Below are 23,227 nucleotides of genomic sequence, written 5' to 3' on the forward strand. Positions count from 1 at the left end.
GTGAGGCACGATTGACCTGAGACGGTCTTCGTCTTCCGGCGTCAGCCGGTTCACCGACATGCAAGCAGGGAACGATGCGCAGAAATCGCAAACAGGTGGTCGAGGACGCAAAGAACCTCAAACCTGACATCGCCATTCAGACCGGAAGTGACGCACCTGGCTTCAGCGTCAACGCCTTCCGCATCGGCCTCGTCGGAGCACTCGGTGTCCTCACCGCCCTCGTCATCGGCGGCATCGTCACCCAGCTCGGCACCGTCTTCATCTACATCGGTGTCGCCCTCTTCCTGGCACTCGGACTCGATCCGCTCGTCACCTGGCTCGAGAAGCGGATGCCACGGACGCTCGCGATCCTGCTTGTGGTCATTGCCGTTCTCGGTGTCTTCGCCGGCCTGCTCTTCGCTGTGATTCCCGTGCTCGTCACACAAATCACCAACCTGGTCGAGGACCTCCCGCGGCTCGAGCAGGAGCTCACCAGAAGCACTCTGATTGAAGACGTTCAGAACGCGCTCGGTGGCGTCATCAGCATCGACGATGCGATCAGCGGCGGCGTCGACTTCGTCAGTGACCCGAAGAACCTCCTCGCTATCGGCGGAGGACTTGCGGCAGTCGGCGCTGGCGTCGCCAGCGGAGTCACCGGTGCGACCATCGTTGTCATCCTCACCCTGTACTTCCTCGCGTCGCTTCGCTCGATGAAGGGCATCACGTATCGATTTGTGCCCGCGTATCGCCGTGTGCGCTTCGCGCAGATCACCGAGGAGATCACCGGCGCGGTCGGACGCTACGTCGTCGGTCAGGTCTCGCTCGCGCTGTGCAACGGAATCCTCAGCCTGATTTTCCTGTCTATCATCGGGGCGCCCCTGCCGTTCCTGCTCGCGGTGATTGCCTTCCTTGGCTCGCTGATCCCCCTGGTCGGAACACTGACGGCGTCGATCATCAACACGCTCATTTGCCTCTTCGTCTCGCCGTTCACCGCTCTTCTCGCCGGTATCTACTACCTCGTATACATGCAGATCGAGGCCTACGTGTTGAGCCCCCGAATCATGAACCGGGCCGTTGCCGTTCCCGGAGCCATCGTGGTCATCGCCGCTGTCGCTGGTGGAGCGATCGGCGGAATTCTGGGCGCCCTCGTCGCCATCCCGGTGGCGGCATCGGCGATCATCATCGTGCAGAAGGTGGTCTTCCCCCTGCAGGACGCCAAGGAGACTCCGGCCGGTCCGGGAGCGACCGCACGCTAGCGGCCCCCTTGACCTCCGGCCGGTGGCGGAGAAAACTCGTGCGGGAATCCTGACCGGACAACCGCGGAGTGAAAAACCATGACCACCGTCGAATCTTCCTTCCTGCACCCCGACGCCATCGCCGACCTCAGACAGTCAGTCGCTGGCGCCGTCGTTCTCCCGAGCGATCCTGAATATGAAGCGGTCAGCGCCATTTACGGCAGCGTCTACGGCGTGGTCAGCGCGCCGGCGCTCGTGCTGCGGCCGGCCGATGGTGACGACGTTGGCGTTGCCGTCGCTTTCGCTCGCTCACATGGCCTCGAGCTGTCGGTGCGGAGTGGCGGGCACAGCGGCAGTGGTTTCAGCACCAATATCGGCGGCCTCGTGATCGACCTCCGCGCACTGAACGACGTCAGCGTCATCGATCCGGTTGAGGGCATCGTGCGGATCGGGGCAGGCGCAACCTGGGGACAGGTGGCCGCAACACTCGGCGGCGAGCAGCTGGCACTCTCTTCAGGCGACACCGTCTCGGTTGGTGTTGGCGGGCTCACCCTTGGCGGCGGCATCGGGTGGATGGTTCGAAAGTACGGGCTCGCACTCGACAGCCTGGTCGGTGCAACCGTGGTCACGGCGGGAAGCGAGCAGCTCCGTGTCAGTGCGACCGAACACGCTGACCTGTTCTGGGCCATCCGTGGTGGAGGCGGAAACTTCGGTGTCATCACGGACTTCACCTTCCAGGCGCATCACCTGACGCGTGTTTTCGCCGGGTCACTTCTGTACGGCAAGGCAGACCTCGCCGAACTTCTCGCGGGATGGCGGGACGTCATGCGTGATGCGCCAGAGGAACTCAACACGACGTTCCTCGCGATGCCCGAGTTCCCGGGGATGCCGGGTGGTGTGCAGATCCTCGTCTGTTACGCCGGGGACGACTCGGAAGCGGCTGACGCGGCGTTTGCTCCTCTCCGCGCCCTGCCGGGCCTCACGGGTGACGCCATCACGGCCCAGCCGTACGCCGATGTTCTGGAGGAGGCTCATCCGCCGGAGGGAATGACGTTCGTCGGGCATAACGCGTTTGCTCGTGAAATGAGTGACGAGATGATTGGCGCGCTCTCGGGCATGTACGGCGAGCTTGGCGGATCTGTGTTGATGATTCGGAGCCTGGTCGGCGCGTTCAACCGGGTGCCGAACGACGCGACGGCGTTCGGGTTCCGCGACAGTGAAGCGCTCGTGATCTCGGTGGCGTTCCTGCCACCGGATGCACCGGCAGAAGCTTCGGACCGCGTGCATGCGCTCTGGGGAAACCTCGCGCCGTACCTCCAGGGCATATACGCCGGCTTCTCAAATGCGCCGGCTGGCGAGGACCCCGCCCTGCTCTACTCACCAACCACCCTGGCCCGCCTGGCCGAGATCAAGCGCACCTACGACCCGGAAAACCTGTTTCGGCGCAACCACAACATCAGTCCAGCCCTCGCGACTTAGCGCCAAGCTACGCGCAGAGCTCCCGCCCGGAAACGGGCGGGAAGACCTCAGGACTCGACGTCAGCTCCGGCGTCATGCTGTCGGCGAGAGCGACGGGTCAGCCCATCCGACGACACTCCGGGGTGAGATTCGAGCGATGTTCCCGGGACCGAGGCCTGCGGTTTCGTCGCTGCAGGCCGTGGCGCGGCCGAGTGATTGAGGCCAGCCGCCCACGAAACGCGAGGCGGGCGATTGATCGCACTGACGGCATCCGTCTGTGCAGAAGAAGGTGAGGTCTCGACCTCGGAGTCCTCGGGGAGAGCCGGGCCGGAGCCGACCGCCTTCACGACGAGCACGGCGATGCCCGTTGTGACGGGGATGGCGAGCACGAGTCCGATGGAACCGACCAGGGTGCGCACGATTTCTTCGGCCAGCTCGCCGCTCGAGATGGTTTCGAGAAACGGCCGATCCTGCAGGGAGAGCAGGATGAGCAGCGGAAGCGCCGCACCGGCGTAGGCGAAAACTATCGTGTAGACGGTCGAGGCGATGTGGTCGCGACCGACCCGCATGGCACCGGCGAATAAGCGTCGCGCGCTCGATTCGGGAGCGAGCTCGTGCATTTCCCACACCGCAGACGACTGGGTGATCGTCACGTCGTTGAGCACACCCAACCCCGAGATGATGAGCCCGCAGAGCAGGATGCCTGAGATCGAGATCGACCCGGTCGCGTACGACAGGGTGTAGTCCGCGTCGTCGTTGAGCCCGGTGAGGTTCGCTGCCCCGGTCGCCCATGCCGCCACCAGGGAGGTAATCACGAGCCCGAAAATCGTGCCGAGCAGCGCCGTTGAGGTGCGGGCCGAGAACCCGTGTGCGAAGTACAGCACAGCGATCATGATCACACTCGATCCGACGAGCCCGAGCAGGAGCGGCGGTTTGCCCTCGACGAGACCGGGGAGGATGAAGTTCGCGACGACCAGATAGGCGCCAAGCAGACCGAGGAGCGCCCGCAGACCACGCCACCGGGCGACAAGAACCACGACGAGCGCGTAGACCGCCGCGAGGAGCGCCATGGGCGCGGTGCGCACGAAATCGATGAACGAGTAGCGCGCGGCCGGATTGTCAGCGCGGTCACCCAGATCAATGAAACGGATGCGGTCGCCAGCGACAACAGTCACCTCGCGGCTGATTTCCGGCGGGATCTCGACCGAGACACGGCCGTCGCCACCGTCGGGGACGAGCTCGGTGACGGTGCACTCCTGCCCCTCTGGCGCGTTGGCAGATGGATACAGGCAGGGAGCAACTGTCGTGTTCTCCACAGTGCCGGTCTGGAAGCTCATGCCGCCGGCCACCGAGTATGGATTGCCGACCTGGACGTCGTCGCTCGAACCACTCGGCCACAGCAAGGCCATCCCGAGCACAGTGGCCAGGGTCAGCGGAATCAGGATCGCGGCAAGAAGGCGGTTCGCTCGTCGCCGGGTCGCCAGTGCGTCCACCGAGGGTTCGGCGGTGGAGTGCGCGTGTGAATGTCCCATGGGCCCGACAAATCCTAGCTCGCGAGGGCCCGGCGGGCCCGAGCCGTTCGAAGCGCGTCGGAGCCGACCATGAGCACGAAGGCAACCGCGACGAAGAGCACGAGTGTGCCGGGAAGGGAGGTGATTCCGCTGCCGTCGAGCAGGAGGCCACCCACCAGTGCCCCTCCGCCGATCCCCACGTTGAATGCGGTGGTCTGCAGCGCCGCCGCAAGGTCGCGCGTCCGGAATGACGCGGTGTGCAGCATCCGTGTCTGAAGCATTGCAGGGATGCCGCCGAATGACGTTCCCCAGACCACGATCGCCACAACAACCACAACGGGGTTTGCCGACCAGAGAGCGAGCGCAACAACCGCGGCCATCACGGACAGGAGCGCGATGGCGAACCCTCGTTTCGGGAAGCGGTCGGAGGCGAAACCGGCGAGGACGAGACCAACGGCCCCGGCGCCACCGTAGAGGAACAGCAGGAACGGCACGCTGTCTTCGGAGAAGCCGGCCGCTTCAATGAGCCACGGCGCGATGTAGGTGTAATAAATGTTCTGGCCTGTGATGAGAATCACGATGATGAGGCAGAGAAAACCGATGCCCCTCATGCTGCGGTCCTTGCGCAGGGGCAGCGGGATCTCGCCGGTTTTCAGCACAACGTGGTGGTTGACCGGCGGCAGGAACTTGATCACGGCGAGCGCCAGCAGCACGATGACCACCGCGATGATGCCGAATGCGACGCGCCAGCCCAAAGCATGCCCGAGCGCTGTGCCCACAGGAACACCGAGTACAAACGCCGCTGACCCGCCGCCAGCGGTGATCGCGATGGCCTTCCCAAGCTGCTGTTTCGGAACCAGGTGGGCCGAGTATGCAGCGACGACCGCCCAGAAGAGTCCGTGCGCGAGACCGCCCAGCACCCGAGCGCCGACGAGCACCTCGTAAGTCGGGGCGACAGCGGCAAGCACGTTAGCCAGCGCCAGCACACCCAACACGACAACGACGAGGCCCTTGCGCGAGTATCTGCGCGTCAGGGCAGCGAGCGGCGTTGTGGCGAGAACGACGGTGCCTGCGAAGACGGTGACGAGGAAGCCAGCCGTCGACAGGCTGACATCGAGCTCGCTTGCCATCTCCGGCAGCAGCCCGGTGGGCAGAAACTCACTGGTGACCGAGATGAAAATAGCACCGGCCAGGGTGAGCAGACCGATCCACGGGAAGGCTGAGGTCTCGGTCGTTGTGGTCGTTGGAGAAGACACAGGCGTTGCCATTCGGAAGGAAAGAAGGAGGGAAGTGCCGGCATGCGCGGCGCGAGACTGACAAGCCTATGCGACCTGCCTGCGGGATCGATCAGTTTTCAAGAAGCGGATGCCACGCGCCAGTTTCTAACATGGAAGCCACCTCCCGAAACATCCAGGCATCGAGACGAAGGACAAAGCAATGAGCACCAAGGACACCAGGGTCTCCGGCACACAGGACGGATTCTCCGCCGAGGAACGCGAGGCCATGAAGGAGCGCGCCCGCGAACTCAAAGCCGAAGCTCGACGAGACGAACGAGACGCCAAGGCGCGTGAGAAGGGCGAGGCCGACCTGTTGGCGAAGGTCGCCGAGATGTCGGACTCCGACCGTGCGATCGCTGAACAGTTGCATGCCCTGATCTCGAGAACTGCACCCGAACTTTTCCCGAAGACCTGGTACGGCATGCCTGCCTATGCGAAGAACGGCGAGGTGCTCTGCTTCCTCCAGCCGGCAGACAAGTTCAACACGCGGTACTCGACCCTCGGTTTCAACGATCCGGCGATGCTCGACGACGGCACCATGTGGCCGACGTCATTCGCGCTGACCGAGCTGACCGAAAAGGACGAGAAGACGATCGCCGCCCTGATCCGCAAGGCGATCGGCTGACGCACACGCACCTGCTCAGGATGCCGTGTACTCAAGCAGGCGTTCGAGTGGACGCGGGGCTGGCGCACTCCCGAGTGCCCCGGTGAGCACCCGGGCGTACCTGCTCTTGCGACCGCCAATCGTTCCGAGAAAACGGCGCAGCTGAGCTGGGGTCTCCCGCCCGCGCTGCGCTGGCTGATTCTGAAAGGTGCGGAACGCCCGAAGGTCCCCCTCTGCAGCGAGAGCACGTTCAACCCCGTCGATGCCGAGCGCTCGGATCAACTCGTCCTCGAGGTCGGCGTCGCAGGAGAAGAACCCGAGCTCCTCCATCCCGCTCACGTCGAGCTCGGCGCCCAGGCCGGAGTGCTCCATCGCTCGACGGAAGTAGCCCAGCTCGTTGGCGTCACACAGCCCGGCAACGTCCATGCCGAGACCGGCGGGTCCAAGACGGGAGAGGTACGCCCGAATGTTCATCGCTCCCCCGATCGGCAGCAGCACCACCCGCTCGCTTTCGAGGTCGCGGCCGCGCGCTTCGGCGAGCGCCTCGATCGCCACCCGGTCGCTGTCTCCCTCAACCAGAACGACCAGTGCAACGTCGTCGGCACGCTTCGAGAGTCCGGAGGGCATCGACTCCGTCGGTCCGGTCACCCACGTTTGAACCGCATTGCGAAAGTCGGCGAGGTCGTCCATCGCCTCATTCTGGCGCTGCCCGTCGATCAACACCAGAGGGATGCCATCCCGCACGTCGAGCGATCACGTCACCGGCCGGAGGCGAGAAGCTTCACAACCCTCTCCGGCGAGTGCAGAAGCTGCCGCGACGCCGGGTCCGCCACAAGCCGGGCGAGAAGCGCCGACGCGGCCCTGACGCTCTTGGCCCAGTAGCCGCCGACGTGGTGGCGGGTGATCGGCATCACCATCGGTTCAGCACCGACAACAGACACCGTCAGAGTGCCATCCTGAATGTCATCGGCGATATTCCAATCACCGAAGAGCGAGCCGAGAACACCGAGCGCAACGGTCGACACCAGACCTGGCAGCCGAAACCGCGTTTCCGGCACCTCCAGCGTGACACTCTCAACACGGAACCACTCGAGACTGAGCGGTTGCTCCCGATACTCGCGAAGCACGAGAGCGGATGCCGTCAGTTCGGCATGATGGCCGCCAGCGTCCCCGAGAACGAGAGTGGTGCCGCGGGCTTCGAGGGGTCCGAATCGGCTCATGCTGCCCAGCCTAGCGATCGAGAACCGACCAATTAGCGGGGGCTATAACCCCGGTTCACCGTCGAAACAACCCCCTGTCACTCATCCCCGGACAGTGTGAACCTAGCTGACACGGAATGACGACGGGAGTGCAAATGCGAGCGATGGTGTACCGCGGACCGTACAAGGTCCGCGTCGAAGAAAAGGTGATGCCGCCGATCGAGCACCCGAACGATGCGATCGTGCGAGTCACCCTTGCCGCGATTTGTGGCTCTGACCTGCACCTGTATCACGGCATGATGCCAGACACCCGGGTGGGCATGACCTTCGGGCATGAGTTCATCGGTGTTGTCGAGCAGGTTGGCTCATCGGTCCAGAACCTCAAGGTCGGTGACCGCGTCATGGTCCCATTCAACGTGTACTGCGGCTCGTGCTACTTCTGTGTGCGCGGCCTCTACTCGAACTGCCACAACGTGAACCCCAACGCAACGGCGGTCGGCGGGATCTACGGCTACTCACACACCTGCGGTGGATATGACGGCGGGCAGTCCGAGTACGTGCGGGTGCCATTTGCCGACGTCGGCCCGTCGATCATCCCCGACTGGCTCGAGGACGAAGACGCGCTCATGTGCACCGATGCCCTCGCCACCGGATACTTTGGCGCTCAGCTCGGCGACATCTCGGAGGGCGACACCGTTGTCGTGTTTGGAGCAGGCCCTGTCGGGCTCTTCGCCGCCAAGTCATCTTGGCTTATGGGCGCCGGTCGAGTGATCGTCATCGACCACCTCGAGTACCGACTCGAGAAGGCCCGCACCTTCGCGCACGCGGAGACGTACAACTTCGCCGAGTACGACGACATCGTGGTCGAAATGAAGAAGGCCACAGACTACCTCGGCGCCGACGTCGTGATCGATGCGGTCGGGGCCGAGGCCGACGGCAACTTCACCCAGCACGTGACGGCCGCGAAGTTCAAGCTGCAGGGCGGATCACCCATCGCCCTCAACTGGGCCATCGACTCGGTCCGCAAGGGCGGCACCGTTTCTGTGATGGGCGCATACGGACCCATGTTCAGCGCCGTGAAGTTCGGCGATGCCATGAACAAGGGCCTGACGCTCCGAATGAACCAGGCGCCGGCGAAGCGCCAGTGGCCGCGGTTGTTCGAACACATCCAGAACGGCTACCTCAAGCCGAACGATATCGTCACGCACCGTATCCCGCTCGAGCACATCGCCGAGGGGTACCACATGTTCTCGGCGAAGCTCGATGACTGCATCAAACCGGTCATCGTTCCAGGCGCCTGACAGGAAGAGGGAAGACTATGCCGTACACAGCGAACCACCCGCCTCGCGCCGAGTCGAATGACGAGCTTCGTGCCCGCATCCCCGGGTGGGGTGCCGACCTCGACCCGAAGGACCGACCGTCGGTTCCACGCGAGCGATTCGACCCGAGCGCGACAGGTGCGCACTGGGACTTTCCCGAGCGCCAGGAGGAGAAATGGCCACGGGAACGGTCGATCGAGCACAAATTCCTCACTCCGGTTTTCGGCACGTCATCGCCGCCGCACGGATTGTCAGGGGTTCTCCGCAAGTTCGCCTACGCGAAATACAGCGAGGGCCGCGCGGCGCACTGGCTGATCCTGCTCGGCGCCGATCGGGTCGACGCCATCGAAAGCCATCTGCGCTCCTTCGCGACCACGCGGCCCGACAACCCGATCACCGAGACCGGGGTGCTCAGCGAGTTCAGCCGCGGCGGCATCTCATCGCGCTTCGGCAAGAAGCGCGTTGACCTGAACCACCAGTGGATCGACCCGATCCTCATCGCCGGCCCGTGGATCGCAGCCGTCGGTGCGGTGGTGCTCGGAGTGAGGGCGATCGCGAAGCGCTAAGCGGAACGGGCTCCAGGGCGCGACGTTTCTGTTCTCCATGGATTGCAAGACGCACCCCGTACATCGGCTGGAATGCTCGGGACCGTTACGCCAGAAGCGATCGACCGGACCCTGCTGAATTTCGGCGGTTGGCTGAGATCCTGCATGATGGTGGCAACGCGACGATAGTGGCTTCCATCTGAGGCCTTCCGCGTGAGCAGAAACAGGACACTCGGATGCCCACCCCTTCTGTCGAGCTCCACCCGCTGACCGGTGACTACGTCATCGCCCGCCTGCCCGCGTCCGCCCAGGTCCCGGACGAACTCCTGAGACACTCGCCAGGCGACGGATATGTCTCAATAACGCGCACTCCCCAGGAGCTGTCGATCGTGTGCCTCTCCGAGCAAGCCCCCGCAAGCGCGAAGATCGACGGCACGTGGAAAGCTCTGTACGCAAGTGGTCCGATCCCTTTCGGACTCACAGGCGTCGTCACTTCACTCGTCGCCCCGCTATCTGCGGCGGGGTGCGCCGTATTCGTCACCTCGACGTTCGACGGGGACGTGCTGATGGTTCAATCCGCGGACAGCGATAGAGCTCGAACGCTCCTGAAGGAGGCGGGCCACACGTTTACCTCAGCCTCTGATGTTCGGACGCCCACACGCTAGCCATCACCAGGTCAAGCGTGTCAGGGACGAGGACCTCGGTGCCTCACTAAAGGACGCGGGCAGGTTCGTCCTTCGGTGAAACATGGCCGGGAGCCAATAGCGGGCCTTACCCACCGAGTAGCAGCGATCGATAACCGCTCTGAACGGTTACTCGCGAAAACGGGATTTGCGCAGCAGGAGGATATGCCGTGCCATCGCCAGCGCGCCGAACGCAGCTAGCGCGATCCCGGCCAACTGGAGTCCAATGGGCGGTGCGAATATTGCCATCAGAATGCCCAGAACAATCCAGAACCCATTTTGCGCAGTCACCTTACCGAGTGGGACGTTCTTCATTTCGGGTGTTCTGGGGTCGGCAACGCGCTAGAAACCTAGCGCGACGAACGGAAGGTTTGGGTGAAGCTCGTACAGCGACTGAGACACACACGAACTAACCATCTCTAGCCTCTTGGAATCCTCGACTCCGGCCGGGAAATAGTCTTCAAACTTGAACTCGTCTCCGCTGTAGTCGAGCCCTTCACTGTCCAGACACCGATTGGTCTCCTCGATGAGCGCCGGTTCCATCCTCGGTTCAGTCAGCGCCCTATAGGCGCCCTCAACCAGATTCACGTGCCTCGACCGGCAGTCCGTGTCTGCTTGAGCAGACGCGGCGTTGGTTGTGTTTCCGTCAAGCACCTGAAGCAGAAGAAGCTCATTGTCCGCCGGGTTCAGCACTGGACCGTCAACTTGAAATCCACGTTCGGTGACGCACGTGATGTAGGCCCCGACCGACGCCTCATAGTCATCGAACGTCACCGCCCCATCGCTCAGAAGCGCCTCTTGAGAAGAATGCCCTTCCTCCGCAGCCTGGCTGCGAGCGTCTTCGATCACCATGGCGGGCTGGATGTCCACTTCTGCGTTTTCGGGCGCACTCCGAGATGTGGCCGTGCACCCGACGAGCATCAGTGCGAAAGCAAAAAGACCAAACGGGGTCACTGCAGCGTGAATTTTTGGCAATGGTCAGCCTTTCTATGAATGGGGCTGTTGCCTGATCAACATATACAGGTGCCGGTTCCACCCCTGCACTGAGCTCACATGCCTTGGAATTTTCCTGCTCCGGAAGCACCAGTCAGCGAAAGTTGTGCCCTTGGGTGCCGAGTAGTGTCTGTGTCGCACCCCGCACCGATTACCGAAAAAGTTGGGAACCGTATGAGCGAACGCAAAGAGCATTTCAAGCACCCAGGCTTTCCGCTTGGGTTTGGATCTGTCGCCTTGATTGTGGGCGTCGTGGCGGTCCTGCTGCCCAACCGAGAGTCAACTGAGGGAAGTGGGGTGTTCTCTGTCCTCGGGGTCCCTAACTGGGGCCTGGGCATCGCGTTACTTGCGCTAAGCGCTCTCATGTTCTATTGGGGAATTGGGCAAACCGTGCGGAGAAGAAAGCGCCGCTGACGGAATGTAGGAATGTTGCTTAAAGCCAGCTGGTCCCCAGCTTCGTTCTCTCAGATCCCATCGCTGGCCACGGCTCTGAGCGTCCCAGTTCACGGCGCACAGCGACCCCTAGGGCCCGCCCCAGATGCGTCTCGGATCAGCCGTTGAAGCGGCTTTCGGTGAGGTGAACCTGAGCCTTGAAATTGAGTTTGCTCGGAATCCAATTGCCACGCAGCTATTTCGCAAGTCGGCGGAGGTTGTGCACCCACCATGAGATCCACGCCACAGCGACGATCACAGAAGCGCCGACCAGCAACCAGTCTTGGAGGGCTGCGGCAGCGACCGTTACGACAGCGTGAAGGACGAGCACAACAACGCCGACCCATAACCACGTTCGATTTGAAGGCTTGTCCGAAGGTGGCACTTCTTCGTCGCTCATCGGCATGAAGCTCCTTCTCGACATGAGTGCAACCTGAGGCGTTGTGTCGAACGATAGCGCCTACCGCGTGCTCGCGATGCCGTCGGTTCCGTCCCGCCGTGCGACATGAGCCGGACCCGTCGAAGTTGCGCAGTCTCGAAAGCACCCAGCCTGGATTCGGTGACTGCGCGACTCACAGCGGAGCGGCGGCTATGACACCTCGCGGTCGTCCGAATCGGAAGGAGTCTGGTAGGGCAAGCGGCGCAAGCGTTGCGCGTAGATGAACAGCGCCACCCCGCCAGCAATCAGCGCAGCCCCAATCACCCAAAGCTGGAGAAAACAAAGCACGATACCGATTCCGCCCACGAGCGAACTCCCCAAGCCAGCGATCTCTTGCGGGTACATCCCGAACCTTTTTCGCTCTTCGCCCACCCCAGTGCTCCGATCCGCAACCAGTGTCAATCACGTGCTTTCCGACCAAGGTAGCAAGGACATCACACACCCCGTGAAGTACTTCCGAGCGATCGATCCGGCTGTTTCACTCGATCGAAGCGCACCGCACTCGGATCGTGCTGAATTCATGCTTTCCGTGCGATGCTGGGCTCACCTTCGACGGGAGAATAAATTGGTCACCATCTTCGGCGTTCTTTTCTTCGTCGGTGGGCTTACTTTGGCTACGCGATCCGCAATCCTTGAGGTACGCGCCGCAGGTGACCGGCCAATACCGCTATGGCTAAACGGAACAGCGCACCGGCGTCCGCGTGCCAGCACGATTTTGCAGCTCACCGCGGTGCTTTTCATCGGCATCGGCGGGGTCCTATTTCTTATTGCCTGGGGACCAGTCGCGATACTTCTAACCGGTTTGGTGTTCTTTCCGCCGGTCGTGGTTATAGCGATGCACAACAGGGCCGTTCGGGCCCCGTAGCTGGCCGAGCGGGACCAGAACCGTGAGACACCAGCCGCATGCGGACACGATGGGTTACTTGGGCGTTCGCTGTCGCGGCTCAACGCTTCATAAAACGTGACGGTGCCAGCCGCGGGTTAGTTGGCGTCTGTCTTGACGACGCGCCTTTTGCTCGGCAGATAGCACCAGGCACAAACCAACAAACGAGAAGCCCGTGACGAGAACGACAATGACTGCGGCAAGCATGTAGCGAAGTGTTTCACCTCTACAGGGGCGTGGCAACGCAACGTTCACTCGACCAGAACGCCATTTTAAGCGCCAAAGCGCCCTTGTTAGCGTTCGCTTGTGATCGAAACCACTTGTAGTCGCGGTGCGACCCGACCGACCTGACGCTATGGGCCGGACGGGTCTCACATCTACGCGCCCGGAATGAGCCGATCGGCGCGATAGCGGTCGAAGAGCGTGGTGAACGAGTCCACCGTGCGGTGGTGCACAGAGAACCCTGCGAGCCGGGACTTGCTGATGTCGGTGACGACCTCGATCTCGCGCCCGAGGTCTGCGTCGGTGTGCCACCAGGATGCCACCCGGCTCAAGTCGGACTCAAGGAGGTCGTGCTCCTGCACGATCTGCTGCCAGACCTTTTCTGCGCCGACCATCTGCTGCTCAAGCGGCTGCGGCTCCGCACCGGGGCCAACCGGCTCGACTCCGAAGTACTCGGCGAGGCGTGTCCACATCCAGCGCCAGCGAAACACGTCACCGTTGACGACGTTGAAGGCCTGATCGCGCCCTGCTTCTGACGTCGACGCCCAGAACATCTGCTCGGCGAGCACCGTAGCGTCAGTCATGTCGGTGAGTCCGTTCCACTGCGTGAGCGAGCCAGGGAAAATGAACGGGGTGCCGAGTTTCCGGCAGATCGACGCGTAGACGGCCAGGGTGAGCCCCATGTTCATCGCGTTGCCGACGGCGTGGCCGATAACGGTGTGCGAGCGGTGCACCGACCAGGTGAAGCCGTCACGTTCAGCTGCGGCAAAGAGCTCGTCTTCCTGCGCATAGTAGAAGTTCGGGGCATCCAGCCGTGCCTCTTCCTCATGGAAAGGAGTGTCTGGCATGTTGCCCTGCCCATACGCCTCGAACGGGCCTAGGTAGTGCTTGAGGCCGGTGACGAGCGCGACGTGCTGGAGTGGCGCGTGTGAAAGGGCCGCAAGCAGATCGCGGACCATTCCGCCGTTGACGGCGATGTTCTCTTCCTCGGTCGCCTGACGGGACCAGGCGGTGAAGAACACGTGGGTCGGTCGCTCGTCGGCGAGCACTCGAGCGAGGTCTTCGGCCGAGCGGAGGTCAGCCGCGAGCGGACGAACACCGTCGCGCTCCGCACCGGGACGCCGAGACAACGCCGTGACCTGCCAACCCTGTTCGGTGAGCAGGTCGACCAGAGCGGAGCCCCCGATACCGGTCGCTCCAACGACGAGCGCGCTGCGGCCTTCGGAAGGATTCGAACGAGTGGACTGGGCGGTATTGGACGTCATTCAGCAATGCAACACTCGATGCAGTGAGAAATTCCTTCAGGCGCTCTGCTCAATATCTCCGGGCACCACCGCGGGCCAAGGGCTCCTCGTCGGCCCACCCGACGAGCCGACACCCGACCTGTTTGTCGAGGTGGCTGAGGGCGTCCGTGACCAGGTGGCGAAGGAACGGGCCTAGGCGCTACCGCGGGGCGAAGGCGAGCGAGAACAATGTCATGGCACGGCTGCCGGCCGCGCGGCGCTCGGCGGCGTCGCTTCTGGCGAGCACACCGGCGAGCATAGAGACGGCAAGCAGCACATCGTCGACAGTGACGTGGGTGCCGATGTCGCCTGCGCTTCGCGCTCGGGAGACCTCGCGTTCGATCAGTCCTCGCAGCCGCTCACCGAGATGCGTCACCCGCTCATCGTGCGAGTGCGCCCAGATCAGGTCGATCAGCGCCGTTGAGACAACGGCCTGATCGATGACCCGGTCGAGCAGGTCGTAGATGGTGCTGTCCGGACGATCGACAAATTCCTCGAGCTGCGTAAGGTTTTCGTCGAACACGGCAACGGCGAGCGCCGTTCGATCGGGGAAGTGCCGGTACAGGCTGCCCTGACCGACACCGGCCTTGCGGGCAACAGCACTGAGCGGGGCGCTCAACCCTTCCGATTCGAAGACCTCGCGCGCAGCGGCAATCAGGGCCCGCCGATTCTCGGGCCCAGCACTGGGACCACGATTTATTTTCGGACTCGATGGCACGGGTGTAGCCTACAACCGGACAATGTTGTCCGGTTCACCCCAAACGAAGGAATCCCATGGCTCCAGCACCCCAGACCCTCACCGCAGACTCCTCGATTGGCACCTGGATCGACCACCCCGTCGGAGGCCTCATCCTCCGCAACATGCTCGCGCAGGGTGGCCAGAGCCCCGAGGTGATGCGCCCAGTTCGCGGCCTCGCGATCAAGCGCCTCGTGAAGCTCAGCAAGGGCTCCTTCTCCCAGGAGATGCTCGATGCACTCGTTGCGCGTGCGGCAGAGGGACACGTTCCAACCTCGGAAACGATTGCCGAAACGGATGCCGGTGGCGAAGCATCCGTTTCATCGAACGTCGCGAACGTACCGGTCGAACGCCCGCAGTGGGTCGAGCGCATCAGCGCTGGCCGCTTCACCGGCAAGACCGTCGTCGTGACCGGTGCCGGCTCGGGAATCGGACGCGCGACCGCGTCTCGTGTTGCCCGTGAGGGTGGACGCGTCATCGCCGTTGACATCTCCCGCGAACGCCTCGAGGAGTTCGCGGCTGAACTGCCGGAGGCCGAGATCGTGCCAGTGGTCGCAGACATCACCGATGACGCCGCTATCGCGTCGATCGTTGATGCGGCAGGCGGAACCATCGATGCCCTGGCGAACGTCGCCGGAATTATGGACGACATGACCCCGGTGCACGAGATTTCCGACTCGGTCTGGAAGCGCGTGTTCGCCATCAACGTCGACGGCACCATGAAGCTCATGCGCGCGGTCGTTCCGTCGATGCTCACTCGCGGATACGGCTCGATCGTCAACGTAGCGTCCGAGGCCGGTCTCCGAGGCTCGGCTGCCGGTGCCGCGTACACGGCGTCAAAGCACGCCGTTATCGGGCTCACCAAGAGCAGTGCGTTCATGTACGGACCGAGTGGACTACGGGTCAACGCCGTTGCCCCTGGCCCGACCATCACGAACATCGAGGCAACGTTTGCGTCGGAACTCGGCGCGCAACGGGTTCGCGCCGGCATGGCGGTGATGCCAGACGCCGTCGAGAGCGACGCCCTGGCCGCGTCGATCACCTTCCTGCTCAGCGACGATGGCGTGAACGTCAACGGTATCGTTCTCGCCAGCGATGGTGGCTGGTCAGCGGCATAAAACGAGAGCCGGCCCGCGGTCATTTGTGGGCCGGCACACTCGCTCCCTGAGTATTCAGTGAGCGCTGCATAGGCATTTTGATACCCGGTGTGTAAGCTCGACCCTCGTGTTCGGCAAAGTCAAGACAACTGCCTCAGCGCAGACAGGCTCCGCGGTCATCGACCGGGAGTTGCCCGCAGTCGATTGGGACGCCTTCCGGGTCAACACGGAGGCTCCGCCTCGCGCCCGCGCGGGCTCGTCCTACGCTGAAGCGACGCCGCGGGTTCTCGTGCTCGGCGAGGGCGGTGGCACGTTCGACGCGATCGTGACGGAGCTGTCCGACCACGGAGTCGACACGGTCCGCGCCAGTGAGATCTCAAGCTGCGCCGCCTCACTCAAGGAAAACGAGGCAACGGGTGTCGTCCTGACCGTTGACACGACAAGCCTCTCCGACCGTCGCACGCGCAAGGAGTTCGCGACGACACTCTCGAGCACACTGCACGACCTCCTCCCCCTGCTGGCCCAGCCAGCGCAGGTTCTTGTGCTCGCACGCGGAACGGATGTTTCCCTCAAGTCGCGCCTGGATCGCGAAGTGGTGTCTGTGATCACCCGCACCAGCAGCCAGGCCACGAACGAGTACGGCATGAACCTCAGCATCAACGCCGTCGACATCACGGGTGACGTTGACGCCGCTCTGATCGCCCACCGCGCCGCCGAGCTCTTCAACGGACGCGAAGAAGTGTTGACGGGCGAAGTCCTCGACTATGCCGAGATCGAGGGCCAGTCCATCGGCTGTGCACTCGCGCTTCGCTTCGTTTACTGACGCTTCAGCCGACCGCTAACAGATCGCGGTGCCGATAGGAACGCCTATCTTTTTTCGCGCCAGAGAACCGAGAGTGGAATCCCGGTACTTTTCGCGAACGGACAGAGTTTCATGGCCACCACCTCTTCATCAGAGCCGAACCTGCAGGAACTCGCTTCGGCTCGCGCCGCACGCTCAGCCCAGAACGCCTGGTCCGGAATTCTCTTCGGAGTCGGCATCGTCGCCTTCGTGGATGAGGCGGTGTTTCACCAGCTTCTCCACTGGCACCACTTCTACGACCTGTCCACGCCAGACATTGGACTGGTGTCAGACGGCATCTTCCACGCGATTAGTTGGTTCGCCACAATAGCGGGGCTCTTCCTCTTCGCTGATCTGCGAAGGCGGGGCGCGCTATGGGCCAAACGCTGGTGGGGCGGCGTTCTCGTTGGCGCTGGCGCGTTTCAGCTTTACGACGGAACCGTCCAGCACAAACTGTTGGGGATTCACCAGATTCGGTACGTCCCTGACCTCCTGACATACGACCTCGTGTGGAACATCACGGCCGTCGTCATGCTTGTGGCTGGCGCGATTCTCCTCACCATCACCCGGCGCAGCGCGATCTCGTCAAGCTAGCCGACATGCACGGTCACGGAAACACGGGTTTGCTCTCGCTCGATCTGCTGGCCGGGGCCGGGGTGGTAGCGGTCGCGTGCCTCTACTTCGGCGGGGTCGTCGCAGCGCGACGAAGGGGACGCGGCTGGCCGGGGGTCCATGCGGCCGCCTGGGTGGCCGGACTGGGCGTTGGGGCGGCCGCGTTGCTCGGACCCCTCGCCGAGGCCGCCCACGACAACTTCCCCGCCCATATGGCCGGCCATCTGCTCATCGGCATGCTTGCACCCCTGCTTCTGGTCGCCGGGGCGCCGGTCACCCTGGCCCTGCGAGCACTCGAGCCCCGCCAGGCCCGCCGTCTGTCCCGAGTGCTCCGGAGCGTGCCGGTAATGGTCGTCTCCCATCCGGTCAGCGCCGCGGTTCTCAACGTCGCGAGCCTCTGGATTCTCTACACGACGCCCCTGTTCGACCTAATGACCGGCAGTCCGTTCTTCCATCTGCTCGTCAACGTGCACTTCCTGCTCGCCGGTTACCTGTTCGTCGCTTCGCTGGTCGGATGGGATCCCAACCCACACCGAGCGAGCTTCCCGATACGGGCCGGCGTGCTGGTCGCGGCCCTCGCCGGCCACGGCATTCTGGCGAAGTACCTGTACGCGCACCCGCCGACGGGGATCCCGGTCGCCCAGGCTCAGTCTGGCAGCATGCTGATGTACTACGGGGGTGACCTGGCCGACGCCATCCTGATCGGGGTCCTGTGCCTCCAGTGGTATCGCTCAGCCGGCAGGCAATTGGCCCGAACGACCGATGCTCTCCCTGTCAGTTCACCAGCTCCGCGGCCGCAAAACGCTGGACAACGCGCACGTCGAGTGGCACGATCGGGCGTGTGACAAGCAGATCCGTTGACGCACAGCGCCTGCTCGACCTGGCCCAGCTGCGGCGAGTGAAAGACCGAATCGACCGGGAGTACGCCCAGCCGCTCGACGTCGAGGCGCTCGCACGCGGCGCCAATATGTCTGCCGGTCACCTGAGCCGCCAGTTCCGGCTCGCCTACAGCGAGTCGCCATACTCCTACCTGATGACGCGACGCATTGAGCGAGCAATGGCGTTATTGCGTGGCAGCGACCTTAGCGTGACCGACATCTGCTTCGCCGTCGGGTGCTCATCACTCGGCACGTTCAGCACCCGCTTCACCGAGCTTGTCGGCGTGCCGCCGAGCGTGTACCGAAAACAGAACGCTGGCTCACCGATAACGATGGCCCCGTGTGTGGCAAAGCAGGTCACGAAACCGGTCAGGAATCGAGAAGCGCGGGCGCTGCAGCCGGAACTAGCGTGACCCACATGACAATCACAATCCACCAATCGTTCCTGCCGCACACCGACGCAGACGCATCCCTCGCTTTCTATCGCGATGTCCTCGGGTTCGAGATTCGCAATGACGTTGGCTACAAGGAGATGCGCTGGATCACCGTTGGGCCGCCTAACCAGCCGGACACCTCAATCGTGCTGATGCCACCGACCGCAGCGCCCGGAATCACCGAGGAGGAGGGTCGAACCCTGCTTGAATTGATCGCCAAGGGAAGCTACTTCGGCGTGAACCTCGCGACACCCGACCTCGACGACACCTTCGCCAAGTTGGAGGCCAGCGGCGTCGAGGTGGTGCAGGAACCGACAGACCAGCCATACGGCATCCGTGACTGCGCCTTCCGCGACCCCGCAGGCAACATGATTCGCCTGCAGGAGCTGTCCTGACTTACCCGACGGGTCGTATGCTCGGGACGGGCAGTCGCCTGCGGTGATACAGCCGGCCGCCCAATGACGGAAAGAGACACGATGAGCATCGCGACCGACGAGAACAAGCAGCCGACTGGATCGCACCCCGCTGACACGCACGATCTGATCCGCGTTCAGGGAGCCCGGGTCAATAACCTCAAGGACGTCAGCATCGACATCCCGAAACGTCGATTGACGGTGTTCACCGGGGTCTCGGGATCCGGCAAGAGCTCGCTGGTCTTTGGCACCATTGCCGCCGAGTCCCAGAGGATGATCAACGAGACATACAGCGCATTCGTTCAGGGCTTCATGCCCAACCTGGCGCGCCCTGACGTCGATGTCCTGGAAGGCCTGACCACGGCAATCATCGTGGACCAGGAGCGAATGGGAGCCAACTCTCGGTCTACGGTTGGCACGGCGACTGACGTCAATGCCATGCTGCGTATTGTCTTCAGCCGCCTCGGCCAGCCACACGTCGGATCACCGCAGGCGTTCTCGTTCAACGTCGCTTCCATCAGCGGAGCAGGCGCCGTCACTGTTGAGCGCGGCGGCAAGACGACGAAGGAACGTCGCAGCTTCGAGATCACCGGCGGAATGTGCCCCCGCTGCGAAGGCATGGGAACCGTCAACGACATCGACTTGACGCAGCTCTATGACGATTCCAAGTCCCTTGCCGAGGGAGCGATGACGATTCCCGGCTACACGGCCGACGGGTGGGGCGTGAAGATCTTCACCGGCTCCGGTTTCCTTGATGCGGACAAACCGATTCGCGATTACTCCAAGAGGGAACTGAACGACTTCCTCTACAAGGAGCCGGTCAAGGTGAAGGTCGGCGACATCAACATGACCTACGAAGGGCTGATTCCCAAGGTCCAGAAATCCTTCCTATCCAAGGACAGGGAAGCGATGCAGCCGCACATCCGGGCTTTTGTCGATCGCGCTGTCACCTTTACCGTCTGCCCCGAGTGCAACGGAACCCGACTGAACGAGGGCGCCCGGTCCTCCCGCGTCGCCGGAATCAACATCGCCGAGGCATGTGCCATGCAGATCAGTGATCTGGCCGAGTGGGTACGCGGACTTCACGAGCCATCCGTCGCACCCCTTCTCGTGGCCCTGCAGGAAACCCTCGACTCGTTTGTGACGATCGGCCTCGGCTACCTGTCGCTCGACCGACCAGCTGGCACTCTCTCCGGTGGTGAAGCGCAGCGAACCAAGATGATCCGTCACCTCGGCTCTTCGCTGACCGACGTCACCTACGTCTTTGACGAACCCACCATCGGCCTGCACCCGCACGACATCCAGCGGATGAACGAACTCCTGCTGCGGCTTCGCGACAAGGGAAACACCGTGCTCGTTGTCGAACACAAGCCGGAAATGATTGCCATCGCCGACCACGTCGTAGACATTGGGCCCGGCGCAGGCACGGCGGGCGGCACCATCTGCTTTGAGGGGGATCTGAACGAGCTGCGCTTGAGCGACACGCTGACCGGTCGCCACCTCGCCGATCGAGTGGCTCTCAAACCCACGGTTCGCCAACCAACCGGCAAACTCGAGATCCGTGGTGCGACCGCTCACAACCTGAAGAACGTCGACGTGGACATTCCACTCGGCCAACTCGTCGTCGTCACCGGAGTGGCGGGCTCGGGCAAGAGTTCTCTTCTGCACGGATCAATCCCAGCGGGCGCCGGGGTCGTGTCCATTGACCAGGGCGCCATTCGCGGATCACGGCGGAGCAACCCGGCCACATACACCGGCATGCTCGAGCCGATTCGCAAGGCTTTTGCGAAGGCCAACGGAGTGAAGCCTGCTCTGTTCAGTTCCAACTCAGAAGGTGCATGCCCCAACTGCAATGGTGCCGGGGTGATCTATACCGACCTAGGAATGATGGCGACTGTCGAATCGCCATGCGAGGTTTGCGAAGGCAAGCGATTCCAGGCATCCGTTCTCGAATATCGTCTCGGTGGCCGCGATGTCAGCGAGGTGCTCGGGATGTCTGTGATTGAGGCGGAGGAGTTCTTTCGAAGCGGGGATGCACGCACGCCGGCTGCCCATGCGATTCTCGACCGGCTGGCTGATGTCGGACTCGGCTATCTGAGTCTGGGGCAGCCTCTCACGACGCTGTCCGGTGGCGAGCGTCAGCGGCTGAAACTGGCCACACAGATGGGTGAGAAGGGCGGCGTTTACATCCTCGATGAACCGACCACGGGATTGCACCTGGCTGATGTCGAGAACCTGCTTGGGCTGCTCGACAGGCTCGTCGACTCCGGCAAATCGGTCATCGTTGTGGAGCACCACCAGGCGGTTATGGCACACGCCGACTGGATTATCGACCTCGGCCCCGGCGCCGGCCACGACGGCGGGCGCATCGTTTTCGAGGGAAGCCCTGTCGACCTCGTCGCCCAACGCAAGACCCTGACGGGCGAGCACCTCGCCACATACGTCGGCGCGTAGCTTTCACCTCACGCTGCTGCGAACAACCGCAGCCGCGGACCGCGCGAGGCGGGGCGACCGGGAACGGTCGCCGAGCTCTGCCTCCGTGAAGCCGCTGCCGAGCACTTCTCAAACTGATGTTTCGTTCGAAACCCGCGCGGAGCATCCGTTCGAAAATTCGCTCGGTGTTTGCGCTATCTTTTGCGGGTGTGAATCCGCTCAATCCTGTTGGCGTTTCCGCGATATCACGATAGTGTGAGCGCAAACATTCATTAGTTCGGCAGCGACGCGGTGCACCATAACGCTCGGGGCCGACAACGGATTCGCCTCGCCGGTCGAGGCGGAATCTCTCAAAGAGGAGCGACAGATGACATCAAGGACTCGCTTCGCGCGTTTCACAGCCGTCACGGCTGTGGCGGCGATTTCCGCGTTCGGGCTTGCGGCCTGCAGCAGCGGCGGTTCAGCTAACTCGAACGGCGACGCCGTCGAGATCGAGTACCTTCACCGTCTTCCCGATGGCGAGGGCATGACACCGGTCAACGAAATCGTTGACAGGTGGAATGAGGAGAACCCGGACATCCAGGTCAAGGCAACCAAGTTCGACGGTGCTGCCACCGACATGATCCTGAAGCTCGAAACTGACGTGAAGGCTGGCAAGGCTTCCTGCCTCGCGCAGCTCGGATACTCCGAAGTGCCGCAGATGTTCGTCAAGGGGCTGGTCGAAGACGTAGCTGACGAAGCAGCCAAGTACGCCGATGACTTCTCCGAAGGCGCCTACGCGATGATGACCGTTGGCGACGCGGTCGTCGGCCTGCCGCAGGACACCGGCCCCCTCGTGTACTACTACAACGACACGGCATTCAAGGAGCTTGGACTCAGCGTCCCAGCGACGCTCGAAGAACTGGGTACCCACGCGGCAACAGCAGCAGCTGCCGGAAAGTACGCAGCGGCGTTCACACCTGACGAAGCACTGTCCTGGTTGTCCGCCCAGTCTGCCGCAGCAGGCGATGTTTGGTTCGGGTCGACCGACGATGGCTGGACCGTTGAGACCGAAGGACCCGGAAGCCAGAAGGTTGCCGCATTCTGGCAGGGTCTTGTCGACAACAAGCAGACTCTGGTGACAGAGCGTTGGGGCGAAGGCTTCACTCAGGCGCTCAATGACGGAGCCCTCATCGGCCACGTCGGCGCAGCATGGGAAGCCGGCTTCCTCCTCGACTCGCTCGACGGAACACCTGCTGAAGGCCAGTGGCGCGTCGCGCAGCTGCCCGACTTCGGCGCAGGTGCAGTCACCGGCCCCGACGGCGGTTCCGGCGTCGCGGTGATGAAGGGTTGCGAACACCCGGCCGAAGCGATGAAGTTCAACGCCTGGTTCAACACCCAGACCGACGACCTCGCTTCGCAGGGCCTCGTTATCGCCGCAAACGGCACACCTGAGACGAGCGAGAAGATGCTCCGCCAGTTCGGAGGCCAGGACGTCCTCGCTGAGCTGGCAACGGCATCCGCCAACCTGAACCCGGACTTCGTCTACGCACCGGGCTTTGCCTCGCTGACCAAGATGAATGAAACGGCTTCAAACGTTGCGGGCGGCTCCGCCACTGTCGCTGACATCTTCACGACAGCAGGCACGACGGCACTCGAAACCCTCGAGGACCTCGGACTGCCGACCAACAAGTGACGCTAAACGCAAAATAATTACCGGGCCGGCGGCCCACACGCTCAGC

General features: G+C 63.0%; 24 protein-coding genes. 14 read left to right on the forward strand and 10 right to left on the reverse strand.

The window, feature by feature from the left end:
* Positions 1 to 74 precede the first annotated feature (74 nt).
* Positions 75 to 1,235, forward strand: coding sequence for an AI-2E family transporter (locus tag D9V28_RS07045; RefSeq protein WP_121659037.1), 1,161 nt, complete (start codon positions 75 to 77; stop codon positions 1,233 to 1,235).
* A 78-nt stretch (positions 1,236 to 1,313) separates the two neighbouring features.
* Positions 1,314 to 2,693, forward strand: a complete 1,380-nt coding sequence (locus tag D9V28_RS07050; protein ID WP_121659038.1) for an FAD-binding oxidoreductase — start codon at positions 1,314 to 1,316, stop codon at positions 2,691 to 2,693.
* 47 nt (positions 2,694 to 2,740) lie between these two features.
* Here D9V28_RS07050 and D9V28_RS07055 read toward each other — a convergent pair whose 3' ends face one another.
* The gene (locus tag D9V28_RS07055; RefSeq protein WP_121659039.1) at positions 2,741 to 4,204 is read right to left on the reverse strand and encodes a YibE/F family protein; all 1,464 of its coding nucleotides are present in this window, start codon (positions 4,202 to 4,204) and stop codon (positions 2,741 to 2,743) included.
* A gap of 14 nt (positions 4,205 to 4,218) precedes the next feature.
* Positions 4,219 to 5,439 carry an MFS transporter gene (locus tag D9V28_RS07060; RefSeq protein ID WP_229727929.1) on the reverse strand — a complete coding sequence of 407 codons (1,221 nt, stop codon included), beginning with the start codon at positions 5,437 to 5,439 and terminating at the stop codon, positions 4,219 to 4,221.
* A gap of 181 nt (positions 5,440 to 5,620) precedes the next feature.
* On the opposite strand from D9V28_RS07060, the gene D9V28_RS07065 reads away from it, so the two are divergent.
* Entirely contained in the window at positions 5,621 to 6,085 is a 465-nt protein-coding gene (locus D9V28_RS07065; protein ID WP_121659041.1) for an iron chaperone, read from the forward strand.
* Positions 6,086 to 6,100: 15 nt separating this feature from the next.
* Here D9V28_RS07065 and D9V28_RS07070 read toward each other — a convergent pair whose 3' ends face one another.
* Positions 6,101 to 6,754, reverse strand: coding sequence for a TOPRIM nucleotidyl transferase/hydrolase domain-containing protein (locus tag D9V28_RS07070; protein ID WP_121659676.1), 654 nt, complete (start codon positions 6,752 to 6,754; stop codon positions 6,101 to 6,103).
* Between the two features lie 68 nt (positions 6,755 to 6,822).
* Complete coding sequence (locus tag D9V28_RS07075) at positions 6,823 to 7,284, reverse strand: hypothetical protein (RefSeq protein ID WP_121659042.1); 462 nt, start codon at positions 7,282 to 7,284, stop codon at positions 6,823 to 6,825.
* Between the two features lie 134 nt (positions 7,285 to 7,418).
* On the opposite strand from D9V28_RS07075, the gene D9V28_RS07080 reads away from it, so the two are divergent.
* The 3 genes from D9V28_RS07080 to D9V28_RS07090 all read left to right on the forward strand — a co-directional run bounded on the left by D9V28_RS07080 (position 7,419) and on the right by D9V28_RS07090 (position 9,792).
* Entirely contained in the window at positions 7,419 to 8,564 is a 1,146-nt protein-coding gene (locus tag D9V28_RS07080) for a zinc-dependent alcohol dehydrogenase (protein ID WP_121659043.1), read from the forward strand.
* 17 nt (positions 8,565 to 8,581) lie between these two features.
* Positions 8,582 to 9,148: a hypothetical protein gene (locus D9V28_RS07085; RefSeq protein WP_121659044.1), complete on the forward strand. Its 567-nt coding sequence runs from the start codon at positions 8,582 to 8,584 to the stop codon at positions 9,146 to 9,148.
* Between the two features lie 215 nt (positions 9,149 to 9,363).
* On the forward strand, positions 9,364 to 9,792 hold the full coding sequence (locus D9V28_RS07090; RefSeq protein ID WP_121659045.1) for an ACT domain-containing protein: 429 nt from the start codon (positions 9,364 to 9,366) through the stop codon (positions 9,790 to 9,792).
* Between the two features lie 147 nt (positions 9,793 to 9,939).
* On the opposite strand, the gene D9V28_RS07095 is transcribed toward D9V28_RS07090, so the two are convergent.
* From D9V28_RS07095 to D9V28_RS16410, 6 genes are all read right to left on the reverse strand, one after another.
* Positions 9,940 to 10,125 carry a hypothetical protein gene (locus tag D9V28_RS07095; protein WP_121659046.1) on the reverse strand — a complete coding sequence of 62 codons (186 nt, stop codon included), beginning with the start codon at positions 10,123 to 10,125 and terminating at the stop codon, positions 9,940 to 9,942.
* A 27-nt stretch (positions 10,126 to 10,152) separates the two neighbouring features.
* Positions 10,153 to 10,662, reverse strand: a complete 510-nt coding sequence (locus D9V28_RS07100; protein ID WP_147440931.1) for a hypothetical protein — start codon at positions 10,660 to 10,662, stop codon at positions 10,153 to 10,155.
* A 769-nt stretch (positions 10,663 to 11,431) separates the two neighbouring features.
* Complete coding sequence (locus D9V28_RS07110) at positions 11,432 to 11,635, reverse strand: hypothetical protein (protein WP_147440932.1); 204 nt, start codon at positions 11,633 to 11,635, stop codon at positions 11,432 to 11,434.
* A gap of 189 nt (positions 11,636 to 11,824) precedes the next feature.
* A complete protein-coding gene (locus D9V28_RS16070) occupies positions 11,825 to 11,980 on the reverse strand; it encodes a hypothetical protein (RefSeq protein WP_183086458.1) in 156 nt (51 codons plus the stop codon).
* 954 nt (positions 11,981 to 12,934) lie between these two features.
* Positions 12,935 to 14,044, reverse strand: coding sequence for an SDR family oxidoreductase (locus D9V28_RS07120; RefSeq protein WP_121659051.1), 1,110 nt, complete (start codon positions 14,042 to 14,044; stop codon positions 12,935 to 12,937).
* Between the two features lie 178 nt (positions 14,045 to 14,222).
* Positions 14,223 to 14,780 (reverse strand): TetR/AcrR family transcriptional regulator, encoded by a 558-nt coding sequence (locus tag D9V28_RS16410; protein WP_121659052.1) that lies wholly within the window; start codon positions 14,778 to 14,780, stop codon positions 14,223 to 14,225.
* 56 nt (positions 14,781 to 14,836) lie between these two features.
* Here D9V28_RS16410 and D9V28_RS07130 point away from each other — a divergent pair, with 56 nt between their 5' ends.
* From D9V28_RS07130 to D9V28_RS07165, 8 genes are all read left to right on the forward strand, one after another.
* Positions 14,837 to 15,916, forward strand: a complete 1,080-nt coding sequence (locus D9V28_RS07130; RefSeq protein ID WP_121659053.1) for an SDR family NAD(P)-dependent oxidoreductase — start codon at positions 14,837 to 14,839, stop codon at positions 15,914 to 15,916.
* A gap of 106 nt (positions 15,917 to 16,022) precedes the next feature.
* A complete protein-coding gene (locus D9V28_RS07135) occupies positions 16,023 to 16,718 on the forward strand; it encodes a hypothetical protein (RefSeq protein WP_121659054.1) in 696 nt (231 codons plus the stop codon).
* 111 nt (positions 16,719 to 16,829) lie between these two features.
* A complete protein-coding gene (locus D9V28_RS07140; protein ID WP_121659055.1) occupies positions 16,830 to 17,330 on the forward strand; it encodes a DUF2243 domain-containing protein in 501 nt (166 codons plus the stop codon).
* Between the two features lie 5 nt (positions 17,331 to 17,335).
* Complete coding sequence (locus tag D9V28_RS07145; RefSeq protein ID WP_121659056.1) at positions 17,336 to 18,193, forward strand: cytochrome c oxidase assembly protein; 858 nt, start codon at positions 17,336 to 17,338, stop codon at positions 18,191 to 18,193.
* A complete protein-coding gene (locus D9V28_RS07150; protein WP_121659057.1) occupies positions 18,190 to 18,639 on the forward strand; it encodes a helix-turn-helix transcriptional regulator in 450 nt (149 codons plus the stop codon). The genes D9V28_RS07145 and D9V28_RS07150 overlap by 4 nt, the downstream gene beginning before the upstream one ends.
* Positions 18,640 to 18,644: 5 nt before the next feature.
* Positions 18,645 to 19,055 (forward strand): VOC family protein, encoded by a 411-nt coding sequence (locus D9V28_RS07155; protein ID WP_121659677.1) that lies wholly within the window; start codon positions 18,645 to 18,647, stop codon positions 19,053 to 19,055.
* Between the two features lie 81 nt (positions 19,056 to 19,136).
* Complete coding sequence (locus D9V28_RS07160; protein WP_121659058.1) at positions 19,137 to 21,527, forward strand: ATP-binding cassette domain-containing protein; 2,391 nt, start codon at positions 19,137 to 19,139, stop codon at positions 21,525 to 21,527.
* A gap of 346 nt (positions 21,528 to 21,873) precedes the next feature.
* Entirely contained in the window at positions 21,874 to 23,181 is a 1,308-nt protein-coding gene (locus tag D9V28_RS07165) for an ABC transporter substrate-binding protein (protein WP_121659059.1), read from the forward strand.
* Positions 23,182 to 23,227 lie beyond the last annotated feature (46 nt).

Source organism: Mycetocola zhadangensis, assembly GCF_003668565.1.
GTDB lineage: Bacteria > Actinomycetota > Actinomycetes > Actinomycetales > Microbacteriaceae > Mycetocola_A > Mycetocola_A zhadangensis.